Below are 16801 nucleotides of genomic sequence, written 5' to 3' on the forward strand. Positions count from 1 at the left end.
GCGTGCCATTGAAGGCGTCCGGGGAGCGCGCGGAGAACACCGACCACCCCCCTGACCGCACCGGGGCCTTCCCGCACCCCGGCCCAGCAGGCATCTCGCCGCGCGCGGCCGCGGCGCCCGTCGGACCGGGCGGGGCGCGGGAGGGCCGTGGGCAGGGTCAACACCTGGGGGGATAGGGGTGTCGCGGCCGTTCCGCGCCGACCTAGCGTGCGATCACCCCGTGGCCGGAACCGACCCGGGGCAATCGATACCGAGCTGGGAGCGTGCAGATGTCCGCGGGCTTCGATCCTGTCGCTGATGACTTGTCCGGCGCGGAGGTCCGCCCGGAGGGCCGCCAAGAGGGCCGCGAAGAGCGCCCGGGAGGTTCGCAGGCGGTGGCCGCACTGGCCGAGCGGCTGGCCGGACTTCCCGGGAGCGAGCAGACCAGGCTCCTGACCGACCTGGTCTGCTCGCAGGCCGCCGAGTGCCTGCGCAAGGCCCGGCCAGACACCGAACCGGTGGTCGTCGCCGGGACCTCCTTCAAGGAACTCGGCCTGGACTCCATCGCCCTCGTCGACCTGCACGCGCGGATCAACGCGGCGACCGGGCTCGCCCTGCCGGTGACCGCCGCCTTCGACCACCCGAGCCCCGAACTGCTGGCCGCCTGCCTCCGTACGGAACTGCTCGGCGTGCCCGCCGAGCCGGGCCCGGCCGCCACGGGCCCGGCCCCGGACGCCGCCCCGGCGTTCGACGGCGAGCCCATCGCCGTCGTCGGCATCAGCGGGCGCTTCCCCGGCGGCATCCGCTCGGCGGAGGAGCTGTGGGACCTGGTCGACCGCGGCGGCAGCGCCGTCGGCCCCTTCCCCGACAACCGCGGCTGGGACCTCGACGCGCTGTTCGACGACGACCCCACCGTGCCCGGCACCTGCTACACCCGCACCGGCGGGTTCCTGCACGACGCCGCCGAGTTCGACGCCGAGTTCTTCGGGATCAGCCCGCGCGAGGCGCTCGCCATGGACCCGCAGCAGCGGCTGCTGCTGGAGACGGCCTGGGAGGCGCTGGAGCGCACCGGCATCGACCCGACCTCGCTGCGCGGCAGCCGTACCGGTGTGTTCATCGGCGCGGGCCCCTCCGAGTACGGGCCGCGCGTGCAGGACGCCCCCGAGAGCCTCACCGGATACCTCGTCACGGGCGGCGCGCTCAGCGTCACCTCGGGGCGCGTCGCCTACGCGCTGGGCCTGGAGGGACCGGCCCTCACCGTCGACACCGCCTGCTCCGGATCGCTGGTCTCCCTGCACCTGGCCGTCCAGTCGCTGCGCCGCGGCGAGTGCTCCATGGCGCTGGCGGGCGGTGTCACCGTACTGAGCACCCCCGGCCTGTTCACGGAGTTCAGCCGGCAGCGCGGGCTCGCCCCGGACGGGCAGATCAAGGCCTTCGCGGCGGGCGCCGACGGCACCTCCTTCGCGGAGGGCGTCGGCCTGCTGGTGGTGGAGCGGCTGTCCGACGCGCGGCGCAACGGGCACCGGGTGCTCGCGGTCATCCGCGGCTCGGCCGTCAACCAGGACGGCGCGAGCAACGGCCTCACCGCTCCGAGCGGCACCGCCCAGCAGCGCGTCATCCTCCAGGCCCTCGCCGACGCCGGGCTCTCGGCCGACGAGGTCGACGCGGTCGAGGCGCACGGCACCGGCACGACCCTGGGCGACCCGATCGAGGCGCGGGCGCTGATCGCCACGTACGGCAAGGACCGGGCCGAGGACCGGCCGCTGTGGCTGGGGTCGGTGAAGTCCAACCTCGGGCACACCCAGGCCGCCGCGGGTGTGGCCGGCCTGATGAAGATGATCATGGCGATGCGTAACGGGGTGCTCCCGCGCACCCTGCACGTCGACGCGCCCACCGGGAACGTCGACTGGTCGGCGGGAAGCGTACGCCTGCTCACCGAGCCGGTGGAATGGCCACAGACACAGGACCGCCCGCGCCGGGCAGGCGTCTCGGGCTTCGGCATCAGCGGCACCAACGCCCACGTGATCGTGGAGGAACCCCCGAGCGAGTCCCGTACCGGGGGCGCAGCCGGATCCTTCGGCGAGGGCGGCCTCACTCTGCCCGGCGACGGCGGAGCCTCGTCTCTCGGCACGCGCGCCGGGACCCCTGCGGGGGGCGCAGCCGTGTCCCGTGCCGGGGGCGCAGCTCCGCTCGGCGGAGAGGGCGCCGCGGCCGCCGGGGGCGCAGCCACGCCATTCGGTGAAACCGGTGCCGGGGCCCGCGAGGGCGCCGCCGCGCCGCTGGGCGGGGATGACGCTCTGGTCGGCGGGGGCGCCGGGCCGGCGCTCGTGTCCGTTTCGGCGCGGTCCGAGGAAGGGCTGCGGGCGCAGGCCGCGCGGCTCGTGGAGTTCCTGGCCGAGCGGACCGAGCTCGGCCCCCACGACCTCGGGTACGCCCTCGGCACCGGCCGCGCCGCGCTCGAACACCGGGCCGCCGTGCTGGCCGCCGACCGCGACGAACTGCTGGCCGGGCTGACCGCCCTCGCCGCCGGCGAAGCCGGCCCCGGCACCCGGACCGGCGCGCTGCCCGCCGGGCGCCTCGCCTTCCTCTTCACCGGGCAGGGCAGTCAGCGCCTCGCCATGGGCCGCCGGCTGTACGACACCCACCCGGTCTTCGCGGACGCCCTCGCCGACGCCATCGGTTGGCTCGACCTCCAGCTCGACGTCTCCCTGTGGGACGTCCTGTTCGCCGAGCCGGGCACCGAGGACGCCGCCCGCCTCGACGAGACCCGCTACGCGCAGACCGCGCTGTTCGCCGTCGAGGTCGCCCTCTTCCGGCTCGTCGAGTCCTGGGGCATACGCCCCGACTTCCTCGCCGGCCACTCCATCGGCGAGATCGCCGCCGCGCACGTCGCCGGCGTACTGAACCTGGAGGACGCGGCCACCCTCGTCGCCGCCCGCGGCAGGCTGATGCAGGAACTGCCCACGGGCGGCGCCATGACCGCCGTCCAGGCCACCGAGGAAGAAGTCCTCCCCTTCCTCGGGGAGACGGTGGCCGTCGCCGCCGTCAACGGCCCCGACTCCCTCGTGCTCTCCGGCGAGGAGCGCGCGGTGGGCGAGCTCGCCGAGCGGTTCGCCGCGCAGGGCCGCAAGACCAAGCGGCTCCAGGTCAGCCACGCCTTCCACTCCCCGCTCATGGAACCGATGCTGGAGGAGTTCCGCCGCATCGCCGGCATCCTGACCTACTCCGCGCCCCGCATCCCGCTCGTCTCCACCGTCACCGGACGGCTCGCGACGACCGAGGAACTGTGCTCGCCCGACTACTGGACCGGCCACGTCCGCCGGACCGTCCGCTTCTCCGACGCCATGGACTGGCTCCTCACCGAGGGCGGCGTCCGCACCTTCCTGGAACTCGGCCCGGACGGCGTGCTCAGCGCGCTCGGCCAGAGCTGCCTGCCCGAGGAGCGGGAGGCCGACACCGTCTTCGCCCCCCTGCTGCGCGCCGGCAAGGACGAGGTCCGCGAGGCGCTCGGCGCGGCCGGCCTCGCCCACGCCCGCGGCGCGCTCCTCGACTGGCGGGCCGTGTACGCCGGCCGCCCGACCCGCCGCGTCGACGACCTGCCCACCTACGCCTTCCGTACCCGCCGCTACTGGCTCGCCCCCGAGCGGTCCGCCGGCGACCCCTCCGGGCTCGGCCAACTCGCCGCCCAGCACCCCCTCCTGGGCTCGGTCGTCGACCTCGCGGGCGCCGGCGCCACCGTGCTGACCGGCCGCCTCTCGCTGCGCACCCACCCGTGGATCGCCGACCACACCATCGCCGGGGTCACCCTGCTCCCGGGCACCGCCTTCGTCGAACTCGCCCTGCGGGCCGGCGCGGAAACCGGTTGCGCGCTCGTCGAGGAGCTGACCCTCCAGGCCCCGCTGGTGCTGCCCGCGTCGGGCGGAGTCGCGCTCCAGGTGGTCGTCGCCCCCGCCGACGCCTCGGGCCGCCGCACCGTCGAGTGCTACTCGCGGCCGGACGCCCTCGACGCCGCCGATCCCGAAGACGGCGCCGAGGACGGCTGGGTGCGCCACGCCACCGGCGTCCTGGCCCCCGCCGCTCCGGACCCGGACACCTCCGCCCTCGCCGGGCCCTGGCCGCCCACCGGAGCCGTGCCGCTCGACGTCAGCACCCTGTACGCCGACATGGCGGACGAGGGCTACGGCTACGGGACCGCCTTCCACGGTGTGCGCGCAGCCTGGCTCCTCGACGGCCAGGTCTTCGCCGAGGTCGAACCCCCGCAGCCCACGCGCGCCGACGCCGCGGCGTACGGACTGCACCCGGCCCTCCTCGACGCCGCCCTGCACCCCGCCGACCACGCCCTCTCCGCCGCCGGCAACCGGCCCGAGGGGACCTGGATCCCCTTCTCGTGGAACGGGGTCGCCCTGTACGCGGCCGGAGCCTCCGCCGTCCGCGTACGGATCACCGCGCGCGGCCGCGAGGAGCTCGACGTGACGGTCGCCGACGCGGCCGGCGCCCCCGTGGCCCGCGTCGAGTCGCTGCTGCTGCGGGCCGTCACCGCGGACCAGCTCGCCGGGGACCGCTCCGACCCGCTGCTCGCCGTACGCTGGAACCACCTCGAACTGCCCACCGAAACAGTCGAGTTCGGAGAGTTCGCCGAGGCGGCGGACGGACCCGTGCCGCCCGTCGTCGTGTACCGCGCCCTGCCCACCCCGGCGGGCGACGTGCCCGGCGCCGTCCGCGCCGTCACCGCCGACGCGCTGGCCGCCGTACGGGCCTTCCTGGCCGACGAGCGGTACGCGGAGTCCCGCCTCGCCGTCGTCACCCGCAACGGGGCCGCCGTGCCCGGCACCGACGTCGACCTCGGGCAGGCGCCCGTCTGGGGCCTCGTCCGGTCGGCGGAGGCCGAGAACCCGGGCCGCTTCACGCTCGTCGACGCCGACGAGGCCGGACCGGCCTTCCTCGGCCGCGCCCTGGCCGCCTCCTCCGAGCCCGAACTGGCCCTGCGCGGCGCCGAGTCGTACGTTCCCAGGCTGGCCGCGGTACCGGCCCCCGACGAGGAGCGCCCCGCGCCCTGGGACGCGGCCGGCACCGTGCTCATCACCGGCGGCACCGGCGGCGTGGGCGCCGAACTCGCCCGCCACCTGGTCCGCGAGCACGGCGTCCGCCACCTCGTGCTCACCAGCCGGCGCGGCCCCGACGCCCCCGGCGCGCGCGAACTGCTCGCCGACCTCGCCGAGTCGGGCGCCGAGGCCACCATCACCGCCACCGACGTCGCCGACCGGGAGGCCCTGGCCGCGCTGCTCGCCGGCATCCCGGCCGGGCACCCGCTGCGGGCCGTGGTGCACGCGGCCGGCGTGATCGACGACGGGCTGGTCGGCCACCTCGACGCCGCACGGCTCGACACCGTCCTGCGGCCCAAGGTGGACGCCGGCTGGAACCTCCACGAGCTGACGGCCGGCCTCGACCTCTCCGCCTTCGTCCTCTTCTCCTCCGCCTCGACCGTCCTCGACGGCGCCGGCCAGGGCAACTACGCCGCCGCCAACCTCTTCCTCGACGCCCTCGCCGCCCGCCGCGCGGCCGCCGGCCAGGTCGTCACCTCGCTCGCCTGGGGCCTGTGGGCCGGCGGCGGCGGAATGGGCGCGAGCCTCGACGCGGCCGCCCTCACCCGCATCGAGCGGCTCGGCTTGGACTCACTGTCCTTCGCGGAGAACCTCGCCCAGCTGGACAAGGCCCTGACCACCGCCGAGCCGACCGTGGTCCCCGTACGCGTCAACCAGCGCGCCGTACGGGCCCGTACGGACGGCACCCCCACCCTGCTGCGGGCGCTCGTACGCACCCCCGTACGCCGCCCCGCCGCCGGGACGGTGCCCGCCGCGGGCAGCGCCGCCGCGGCCGGCGGACCGGCGCCGCTCGCGGCCCGCCTCGCGGATCTCGGCGCCGCCGACCGCCTCGCCACCGTCCTGCGGCTGGTCCGCACCGAGGCCGCGGCCGTGCTCGGCTACCAGAGCGCCGAGGAGGTCACCGCGACCCGGGCCTTCACCGAGACGGGCTTCGACTCCCTCGCCGCCGTGGAACTGCGCAACCGGCTCGCCACCGCGACCGGCCTGCGCCTGAGCGCGACCCTGACCTTCGACTACCCCACGGCGACGGCCCTGGCCGAACACCTGGTGGCCAAGCTCGTCGGCTCGGCCGCCCCCACGACCGCCCCGGCACCCGAGACCCGTACGCATGCCGCGGACGCCTCCGCCGACCCGATCGTCATCGTCGGCATGGCCTGCCGCTACCCGGGCGGGGTGTCCTCCCCGGAGGAGCTGTGGCAACTCGTCGCCGAAGGCTCCGACGCCATCGGTCCCTTCCCCACCGACCGCGGCTGGGCCGGCGACCTCTACGACCCGGAGATCGGCAAGCCCGGCAAGACGTACTCCACCGAGGGCGCCTTCCTCTACGACGCCGCCGAGTTCGACCCTGCGTTCTTCGGGATCAGCCCGCGCGAGGCCCAGGCCATGGACCCGCAGCAGCGGCTGCTGCTGGAGGTCGCCTGGGAGACCTTCGAGCGCGCCGGCATCGACCCGCGGTCCGTGAAGGGCAGCTCCACCGGGGTCTTCGCCGGCGTGATGTACCACGACTGGGGACTGCGCCTCGGCCCGCTCCCCGAGGACGTGGCCGGCTACCACGGCAACGGCAGCCTCGCCAGCGTGGTCTCCGGGCGGGTCTCCTACGCGCTCGGCCTCGAAGGCCCCGCGGTCAGCGTGGACACGGCCTGCTCCTCCTCCCTGGTGGCCCTGCACATGGCTGCCCGCTCCCTGCGGGCGGGGGAGTGCTCGCTGGCCCTCGCCGGCGGTGTCACGATCATGTCCACCCCCGACACGTTCCTCGACATGGCCCGCCAGCGCGGGCTCGCCTCCGACGGGCGCTGCAAGTCCTTCGGCGTCGGCGCGGACGGCACCGGCTGGGGCGAGGGCGCGGGCGTCCTGCTCCTGGAACGGCTCTCCGACGCGCGGCGCAACGGGCACCGGGTGCTGGCCGTGGTCCGTGGCTCCGCCCTCAACCAGGACGGTGCCAGCAACGGTCTGACCGCTCCGAACGGGCCCGCGCAGCAGCGGGTGATCCGCCAGGCCCTCGCCGACGCGGGCCTCACGGCCGCCGAGGTCGACGTGGTCGAGGCGCACGGCACGGGGACCCGGCTCGGCGACCCGATCGAGGCCCAGGCCCTGCTGGAGACCTACGGGCAGGAACGGCCCGAGGGTCGGCCGCTGTGGCTGGGCTCCATCAAGTCCAACATGGGCCACACGCAGGCCGCCGCGGGCGTCGCGGGCATCATCAAGATGGTCCAGGCGATGCACCACGGCGTGCTCCCGCGGACCCTGTACGCGGAGACCCCCTCCGACCAGGTGGACTGGTCGGCCGGCGAGGTGGAACTGCTCACCGAGGCACGGGAATGGCAGACGCCCGGCGGGGTGCGGCGGGCCGGCGTGTCCTCCTTCGGGATCAGCGGCACCAACGCCCACGTGATCATCGAGCAGGCGCCCGAGGAAGCGCCCGCGCCCGTGGAGGCCACGGCCGCGCTCCCCGCCGTCCCCTGGACGGTATCCGGCGCCACCCCCGAGGCCCTGCGCGCCCAGGCCGACCGCCTGCGCGAACGGCTCGCCGACCTGACCGACGAAGAACTGGCCCCCGCCGCACTCACCCTGGCCACCGGCCGGGCCGCCCTGGAACACCGCGCCGTCGCCCTCGGCGCCGACCGGGCGGAACTCTCCCGCGCGTTGGAACGGCTCTCGGACGCCGACACCGCCCAGGACGCCAAGACTGCCTTCCTGTTCACCGGCCAGGGCGCCCAACGCCTCGGCATGGGACGCGGGTTGTCCGAGGCCTTCCCGGTGTTCGCGGCGGCCTTCGACGCCGCCTGCGCCCAGATCGACCCGCACCTCGGGCAGTCGCTGCGCGCCGTGGTGTGGGGCGAGGACGCGGACGCGCTGAACGCGACCGCGATCGCCCAGCCCGCCCTGTTCGCCTTCGAAGTGGCCCTGTTCCGGCTGGTCGAGGCCTGGGGACTCACCCCCGACCTGGTCGTAGGACACTCCATCGGCGAGCTGGCCGCCGCCCACGTCGCGGGCGTGCTCTCCCTGGCCGACGCGGCCCGGCTGGTCGTCGCCCGCGGCCGGCTCATGCAGGCGCTGCCGGCCGGCGGCGCGATGGTCGCCGTACAGGCCACCGAGGAGGAGGTCGCGGCGCTGCTCACCGACGGAGTGGGCATCGCGGCCGTCAACGGGCCTCGATCGGTGGTGATTTCGGGCATCGAGACGGCCGCCCTCGCCGTCGGCGAGCACTTCGCCGCCGCCGGTCACAAGACCAGCCGGCTCGCCGTCTCGCACGCCTTCCACTCGGCCCTGATGGACCCCATGCTCGACGAATTCCGTGCCGTCGTACGGGAGTCGACCTTCGCCGAGCCGCGACTCGCCGTGGTCTCCACCGTCACCGGAGAGCTCTCCACGCAGTGGCAGTCCCCGGAGTACTGGGTCGACCAGGTCCGCGAGCCCGTCCGGTTCGCCGACGCGGTACGCCGTACCGAGGAGCTGGGCGCCCGCACCTTCCTGGAGATCGGCCCCGACGCGGTGCTGACCGCGCTCGGCGTCGGATCCGCCGCCGACGAGGACACCGTCTTCGTCCCGCTGCTGCGCCGCGACCGCGACGAGGCCCGCGAGGCCCTGTCCGGCATCGGCACGGCCTGGGCGCGCGGAGCCGGCGTCGACTGGACCGCCGTACTCGGCGCGCAGGGCCGCACCGGCCCGCTCGTCGACCTGCCCACGTACGCCTTCCAGCGCAAGCGGTACTGGCTCGACGTACCCGCCAAGGCCGGCGACGTCGGCTCGGCCGGCCTCGACCGCGTCGACCACCCCATCCTCAGCGCGGCCGTCCTGTCGCCCGACTCCGGATCCGTGGTCCTGACGGGTCGGCTCTCGGCCACCGGCCAGCCCTGGGTCGCCGACCACGGCGTGCACGGCGCGGTGCTCCTCCCCGGTACCGGCTTCGTCGAGCTCGCCGTACGCCTCGGCGACCAGGTCGGCTGCGACCTCCTGGAGGAGCTGACCCTGGAGGCGCCCCTGGTCCTGCCCGCATCCGGCGGCGCGGCCCTGCGCGTCGCCGCCGGCGCCCCCGACGCCTCGGGCCGCCGCCCGCTGCACATCCACTCCCGCCTGGACGGAGCCCCCGAGGACTCCTGGACCCGCCACGCCACCGGCTTCCTCGCCACCGGCGCACCCCCGAAGGTCGACGCCGACCTGACGCAGTGGCCGCCGCGCGGCGCCACCGCCGTGGACGTCGACGGGGCCTACGAGCGGCTGCGCGAGCGCGGATACGGCTACGGCCCCGCCTTCCAGGGCCTGACGGCGGCCTGGCGGCGCGGCGACGAACTGTTCGCCGAGGCCGCCCTGCCCGACTCCGTACGCGCCGAAGCCGCCGACTACGGACTGCACCCGGCGCTGCTGGACACCGCCATGCACGTGGACGTCCTCGTCGACCAGGGCGAGGGCGGCACCGAAGCCCTGCTGCCCTTCGCCTGGAGCGGGGTGTCCCTCCACGCGACCGGAGCCGCCGCGCTGCGCGTGTACGTACGCCGCATCCGCGGCGCCGAGGAATCGGCGATGGTCGTCGCCGACGAGACCGGCAACCCCGTGATGACCGTGTCCTCGCTGATCTGCCGCCCGGTCTCCGCCGACCAGCTGGAGCCGACGAACGGCGTCCTCTCCGACGCCCTGCACCACATCGAGTGGACGCCGCTGCCCGCGCCGGCCGAACCCCTGCCCTCCTCCACCGTCGTCCTCGACGAGTACGGGCTGGCCATCCTCGGCGACCCTTCGGCCGTCGTACTGGCCTGCTGCCCCACCCCGGTGGGCCGGCCCGCCCTCGAAGCGACCCGCACGATCACCTCGTACGTGCTCGGCCTGCTCCAGTCCTGGCTGACGGACGAACGGTTCGAGTTCACCACCCTCGTCGTCGTCACCCGCGGCGCGGTCGCCACCGGCGCCGACACCGCCCCCGACCTGACGCAGGCCCCCGTGTGGGGCATCGTCCGCGCCGCCCAGGCCGAGAACCCGGGCCGGATCGTCCTCCTCGACACCGAAACCGACATCGACACGGCGGACTTCCCGGCCATCGCGGCCGCCGCCCTCGCCCAGGGGGAACCCGAACTCGCGCTGCGCGACGGCCGGTTCCTCACCCCTCGGCTGGTGCGCACCTCCGTACCGGAGGCCGACGCGCCCTGGAACGGCGACGACACCGTCCTGATCACCGGCGGCACCGGCGGCCTCGGCGCCCGCATCGCCCACCACCTCGTCGAACGGCACGGCGTACGCCACCTGCTGCTCACCAGCCGTCGCGGCCCGGACGCCCCCGGCGCCGCCGAACTCCGCGACCGGCTCGTCGCGGCCGGCGCCCTGGACGTCCGGATCGCCGCCTGCGACGCGGCCGACCGGACCGCACTGGCCGGCGTCCTCGCCGACATTCCGCAGGAGCACCCGCTGGGGGGCATCGTCCACGCGGCGGGAGTGGTCGACCCGGGCCTGATCGGCACGCTCACCCCCGAACGCCTGGACACCGTCCTGCGACCCAAGGCGGACGCCGCCTGGCACCTGCACGAACTCACCGCCGAAATGGACCTGTCGGCGTTCGTGATGTTCTCCTCGGCCGGCGGACTCGTCCTGCCCGCCGGACAGGGCAACTACGCCGCCGCCAACGTGTTCCTCGACGCCCTGGCCGCCCACCGCCGCTCCGCGGGCCTGCCCGCGACCTCCCTCGCGTACGGGCTGTGGGCCGTCAACACCGGCCTCGGCGGCGAACTCACCGACGCCGACGTCGAGAAGATGAACCGGCTCGGCCTCCCCGCCCTGCCCGCCGCCCGCGGCATCGACCTCTTCGACGAAGCCCTGCGCACCCGACACGCCCTGCTCGCCCCCCTCCTCGTCGACCCGGCCGCCCTCCAGGCCCGCGGCGCCGACATCCCGCCGCTGCTGCGCGCGGCCGCCGCCACCGCCCGGCCCACGACCAGGCGCAGCGCGGCGGGCGCCGCACCCGTCGGCGACCCGCTCGCCCGCCGCCTCGCCTCCCTCACCGCCGCCGAACGCCGCCGGGCCCTCCTCGACCTGGTCGCGGGCCAGGTCGCGGCCGTCCTCGGCCACGAATCCGCGGACACCGTCGGCGCCGACCGCGCCTTCAAAGAACTCGGCTTCGACTCCCTCGCAGCGGTGGAGCTGCGCAACGCGCTCAACTCCGCGACCGGACTGCGGCTCCCCGTCACCCTCGTCTTCGACTACCCGACCACCCGAGCTGTCGCCGACTACCTCGACACCGAACTCGGCGGCACCGAAGCCGAATCAGCGGCCGCGTCGGCCGAGCCGGCGCCCGTGGTCCTCTCCGACGACGAGCCCATCGCGATCGTCGGCATCAGCTGCCGCTTCCCCGGCGGGGTCCGCTCCGCCGAGGACCTGTGGGAACTCGTCGCCGAAGGCCGCGACGCCATCGCCGACTTCCCCGCCGACCGCGGCTGGGACACCGACGCCATCTACGACCCCGAGCCCGGCCTGCACGGCAAGACGTACGCCCGTGAAGGCGGATTCCTCTACGACGCCGCCGAGTTCGACCCCGCCTTCTTCGGCATCAGCCCCCGCGAGGCCATCGCCATGGACCCGCAGCAGCGGCTCCTGCTCCAAGCCGCCTGGGAGGCCTTCGAACGCGCAGGCATCGACCCGACGACCATGCGCGGCAGCCAGACCGGCGTCTACGCCGGCGTGATGTACCACGACTACGGCTCCCGCCTCCAACACATCCCCGACGACGTCGCCGGCTACCTCGGCAACGGCACCGCGGCCTCCATCCTCACCGGCCGCGTCGCCTACACCCTCGGCCTCGAAGGCCCCGCCGTCAGCGTCGACACCGCCTGCTCCTCCTCCCTGGTCGCCCTCCACATGGCCTGCCAGGCACTGCGGCGCGGCGAGGTCGGCATGGCCCTCGCCGGCGGCGTCACCGTGATGTCGACCCCCGAGATCTACGTCGAGTTCGCCCAGCAGCGCGGCCTCTCCGCCGACGGCCGCTGCAAGGCCTTCGCGGGCGGCGCGGACGGCACCGGATGGGCGGAAGGCGTCGGCCTGCTCCTCATCGAGCGGCTCTCCGACGCGCAGCGCCTCGGCCACGAGGTCCTCGCCGTGATCCGCGGCTCCGCCATCAACCAGGACGGCGCCAGCAACGGGCTCACCGCCCCCAACGGTCCCTCCCAGCAACGGGTCATCCAGCGCGCGCTCGCCGCCGGCGGGCTCACCACGGCCGACGTGGACCTCGTCGAGGGCCACGGCACGGGCACCCGGCTCGGCGACCCGATCGAGGCACAGGCCCTGCTCGCGACCTACGGACAGGGGCGGCCCGCGGACGACCCGGTGTGGCTCGGCTCCATCAAGTCCAACATCGGCCACGCCCAGGCGGCGGCCGGCGTCAGCGGAGTCATCAAGTCCGTCATGGCGCTCCGCAACGGCCTGATGCCCAAGACCCTGCACGTCGACGAGCCCTCGCCCGAGGTCGACTGGGAAGCCGGCAACGTCCGCCTGCTCACCGAGGCCAGGCCCTGGCCGCGACGAGCGGACCGGCCGCGCCGCGCCACCGTCTCCTCCTTCGGCCTCAGCGGCACCAACGCCCACCTGATCGTCGAGGAGGCGCCGCAGGCGGAAGCGGTACGGGCACGGCCCGAGGCCGAGCTGCCGCTGCCGCTGGTGCTGTCCGGCTCCGACGCGGACGCCCCGGCGCGGCAGGCCCTGGCCCTCCACGCCCGCCTGCTCGCCGAACCCGAACTGGACCTCCGCGACGTCGCGTACACCCTGGCCACCGGCCGGGCGGCACTGGAACACCGCGGAGTGGTCCTGGCCACGGACACGGAGAGCGCGCTGCGCGCGCTCGGGGCCTTCGCCGAGGGCGCGGGTGACGGCGTACGGGGATCCGCACGGACGGCCGGAAGGACGGCGTTCCTGTTCACGGGGCAGGGTGCGCAGCGCCTCGGGATGGGGCGTGAGCTGTACGAGGCCTTCCCGGTCTTCGCCGAGGCTTTCGACGCGGTGTGCGCGGAGGTCGACGTCCACCTGGGGCGCTCCCTGCGGGAGGTGGTGTGGGGTGAGGACGCGGAGGCGTTGAACGCGACCGCGATCACGCAGCCCGCGTTGTTCGCGTTCGAAGTCGCCTTGTATCGGCTGGTGGAGGCCTGGGGGGTCACCCCTGACGTGGTTGCCGGGCATTCGATCGGCGAGCTGGCGGCCGCGCATGTGGCCGGGGTGTTGTCCCTGGCGGATGCGGCGCGGTTGGTGGTGGCGCGTGGTCGGCTGATGCAGGCGTTGCCGGCCGGCGGCGCGATGCTCGCTGTACAGGCCACGGAGGAGGAGGTCGCGGCGCTGCTCGCCGATGGGGTGGGTATCGCGGCGGTCAACGGCCCGAGGTCGGTCGTCGTCTCCGGTGTCGAGGCCGCCGTCCTGGCGGTCGGTGACCACTTCTCGGCGGCCGGTCGCAAGACGAGCCGGCTGGTGGTCTCGCACGCCTTCCATTCGGCCCTGATGGATCCCATGCTCGATGAATTCCGGGCTGTGGCAGCTCAGTTGACCTTCAATGAGCCTGCGCTCTCCGTGGTGTCGACTGTCACCGGCGCCGTCTCCACGGAGTGGCGGTCCCCTGAGTACTGGGTGGGCCAGGTCCGCGAGGCAGTGCGTTTCTCCGACGCGGTCCAAGCGCTGGCCGGGCAGGGCGTGACCCGCTTCCTGGAGATCGGCCCCGACGGGATCCTCACCGGTCTCGCCGCGCAGAGCCTGGACGAGGCCGTCCTGGCCGCGACCGTGCGCAAGAACCGCCCCGAGGCCGAGACCCTGGTCGCCGCGCTCGGCCTGCTGCACACCACCGGGGTTCCCGTCGACTGGGAGGCCTTCCACGCCGCCGGCGGCGCCCGCCGGGTCGACCTCCCCACCTACGAGTTCCTGCGCACCCGCTACTGGCTCGACGCCCCCGCCGCCGTCGGTGACGCGGCAGGGCTCGGGCAGTTGCCCGCCGGGCACCCGCTGCTCAGCGCCGTGGTCGTCTCCCCGGAGACCGGAGCCCCCGTCCTCACCGGCCGGATCTCCGTCTCCACGCACCCCTGGCTGGCCGACCACGCCGTCCACGGCAGTGTCCTGCTGCCCGGCACCGCCTACGTGGAGATGGCGCTCCGGGCCGGCCACGAGGCGGGCTGCGCCCAGTTGGAAGAGCTCACCCAGGAGACGCCGCTGCTGCTGCCGGCCAAGGCCGGGGTCGCCGTACAGGTCGTCGTGGGCGAGGCGGACGAGTCCGGGCGGCGTGACGTCACCGTGTACTCGCGCGCCGAGGACCTGGCGGCCGACGCGCCCTGGACCCGCAACGCCCGTGGTGTCCTCGCCGCGGAGGCGGCGCCCGTCGTCCCGGACCTGGAGGCATGGCCCCCGGCCGGCGCCCGGCCGGTCGACGTGAGCGGCATGTACGAGGACCTCGCGAGCCTCGGCTACGGGTACGGCCCGGTGTTCCAGGGCCTGACGGCGGCCTGGCGGCGCGGTGACGAACTCTTCGCCGAGATCAACCTGCCCGAGCACGCCCGTACCGACGCCGCCGCGTTCGCGCTGCACCCCGCCCTCCTCGACGCCGCCCTGCACGCGGAGCGGATCTTCGACGCGGATCACGAGGGCCCCGTCCGGGCCGCCCTCCCCTTCGTGTGGAACGGTGTCACCCTGCACGCCGTCGGCTCCGCCGCCCTGCGCGTACGGCTGACCAAGCCGGGCCCCGACGCCGTCGCCCTGCGGATCACCGCGCCGACGGGCGAGCCGGTGGCCACGGTGGAGTCGCTGGTGGTGCGCGAGGTGTCCGCCGAGCAGTTGGCGGGCGACGGGGACGGCCGGGGCGCCGCTCTGTTCCGCATCGACTGGCAGGCCCACCCGTCCTCCGTCGCGCCGGTCGCCGTGGACGACCTGGTCGTCGTCGGAGCCGCACTGCCCGGCTTCCGGTCGGTCTCCTCGTTCGCCGAACTCACCTCGGAGCCCGAGGTCCCGGGCACGGTCGTGCTCACCGCACCCGACATCTCCGACGTCTTCGGCACCACCGGGGGCGTACCCGAGCAGGTCCGCACCTCGGTGGGACGGCTGCTCGACGCACTGGGCCAGTGGCTCGCCGACGAACGGTTCGCCGACTCCCGCCTGGTGCTCGTCACGCGCGGCGCCGTGCTCGCGGGCGACGCGGACGGCGTCGACTGCGTACAGGCCCCGCTGTGGGGCGTGATGCGCGCGGCGCAGGCCGAGAACCCGGGCCGCTTCACCGTCGTCGACTTCGACGCGGCCCCCGCGTCGGTGGCGGCCCTGCCCGCCGCGGTCGCCTCGGCCGAGACGGAGATCGCCGTCCGCCAGGGCAAGGTGCTGGTACCCCGCTACGTCGCCACGAGCGGCGGCGCCGAGTCCCCGGCATGGGACCCGGACGGCACCGTGCTGATCACCGGTGGCACCGGGCTGCTGGGTGCGGTACTCGCCAGGCACCTGGTCGCCGAGCAGGGCGTAAGACACCTCGTGCTCACGAGCCGCAGGGGCGCGGACGCCCCCGGAGCGGCGGAACTGCGCGTAGAGCTCGCCGAGTTGGGTGCGGCCACGGTACGGATCGTCGCCGTCGACGCGGCCGACCGGTACGCGCTCGCCGCGCTGCTCGACGAGATCCCCGCCGAGCACCCGCTGACCGGGGTCGTGCACGCCGCCGGCGTCATGGACAACGCGCTGGTCGGCGCCGTCACCAAGGAACAGGTCGGCAAGGTCCTGCGGCCCAAGGTGGACGCCGCCTGGCACCTGCACGAGTTGACCCGGGACCTGAACCTGTCGGCGTTCGTGCTGTACTCCTCGGCCGGCGGCCAGATCCTCGCCGCCGGGCAGGCCACCTACGCGGCGGCCAACGTCTTCCTCGACGCCCTGGCCGCCGAGCGCCGCGCCGCCGGGCTCGCCGCCACCTCCCTGGCCTGGGGCCTGTGGGAGGGCACGGTCGGCGAGGGGCCGGAGCTGGGCCGGGCCGACCTGCTCCGGATGGGGCGCTCCGGGGTGCTGGAGCTGTCCTTCTCCGACGGGCTCGCGCTGTTCGACGCGGCGCTGGGCCTGGACGAAGCCCTGCTGGCACCGGTCCGGCTCGACCGCGCCGCCCTGCGCGAGCGGGCCGACGAGATCCCGGCCCTGCTGCGGGCGCTGGCCGGCCCGCCCGCCCGCAAGGGCCCCAAGCCCACCGCGGTCCCGTCGGCGGGCTCCGGCGACGCCGGTGGCTCCCTGGTGCGGGCCAAGCTCGCCGGGCTGCCGGTCGGACCGGAGCAGGCCCGCTACCTGGAGGAGCTCGTACGGGGCCACGCGGCCGCCGTACTCGGCCACGGCGACACGGCCGGCGTCGCGGCCGACCGGGGCTTCACCGAGCTCGGCCTGGACTCCCTCGGGGCCATCGAACTGCGCAACCGGCTCCAGAAGGCGACGGGGCTGCGGCTGCCCGCCACCCTGATGTTCGACTACCCCAACTCGGCGGCCCTGGCCGGGTTCCTGCTGGAGGAACTGGAGCCCGAGCCGGCAGCCGCCGCCGTCGGAGCGCCCCTCGACGAGGAAGGCATCAGGCGGGCCCTGCTGTCGATCCCGGCAGCGCGCCTGCGCGAAGCCGGCCTCCTCGACGCACTGCTCGGCCTGGCGCGGACCGGTTCCACCGAGTCCGACGAGGCCCCGGACGGACAGGGCGGCCCGGCCATCGAGGAGATGGACGTGGACGACCTCGTACGAGCCGCCATGGCCGGCGGCGAACTCAGCTGACC

1 protein-coding gene is annotated in these 16801 nt (G+C 75.2%); it reads left to right on the forward strand.

All coding sequences use genetic code 11. The annotated features are described in order from the left end of the window. The first annotated feature begins 263 nt into the window (after positions 1–263). A complete protein-coding gene (locus ACFV9H_RS14840) occupies positions 264–16799 on the forward strand; it encodes a type I polyketide synthase (RefSeq protein WP_385397706.1) in 16536 nt (5511 codons plus the stop codon). Positions 16800–16801 lie beyond the last annotated feature (2 nt).

Source organism: Streptomyces sp. NPDC059874 (genome assembly GCF_042731135.1).
Classification (GTDB): Bacteria; Actinomycetota; Actinomycetes; order Streptomycetales; family Streptomycetaceae; genus Streptomyces.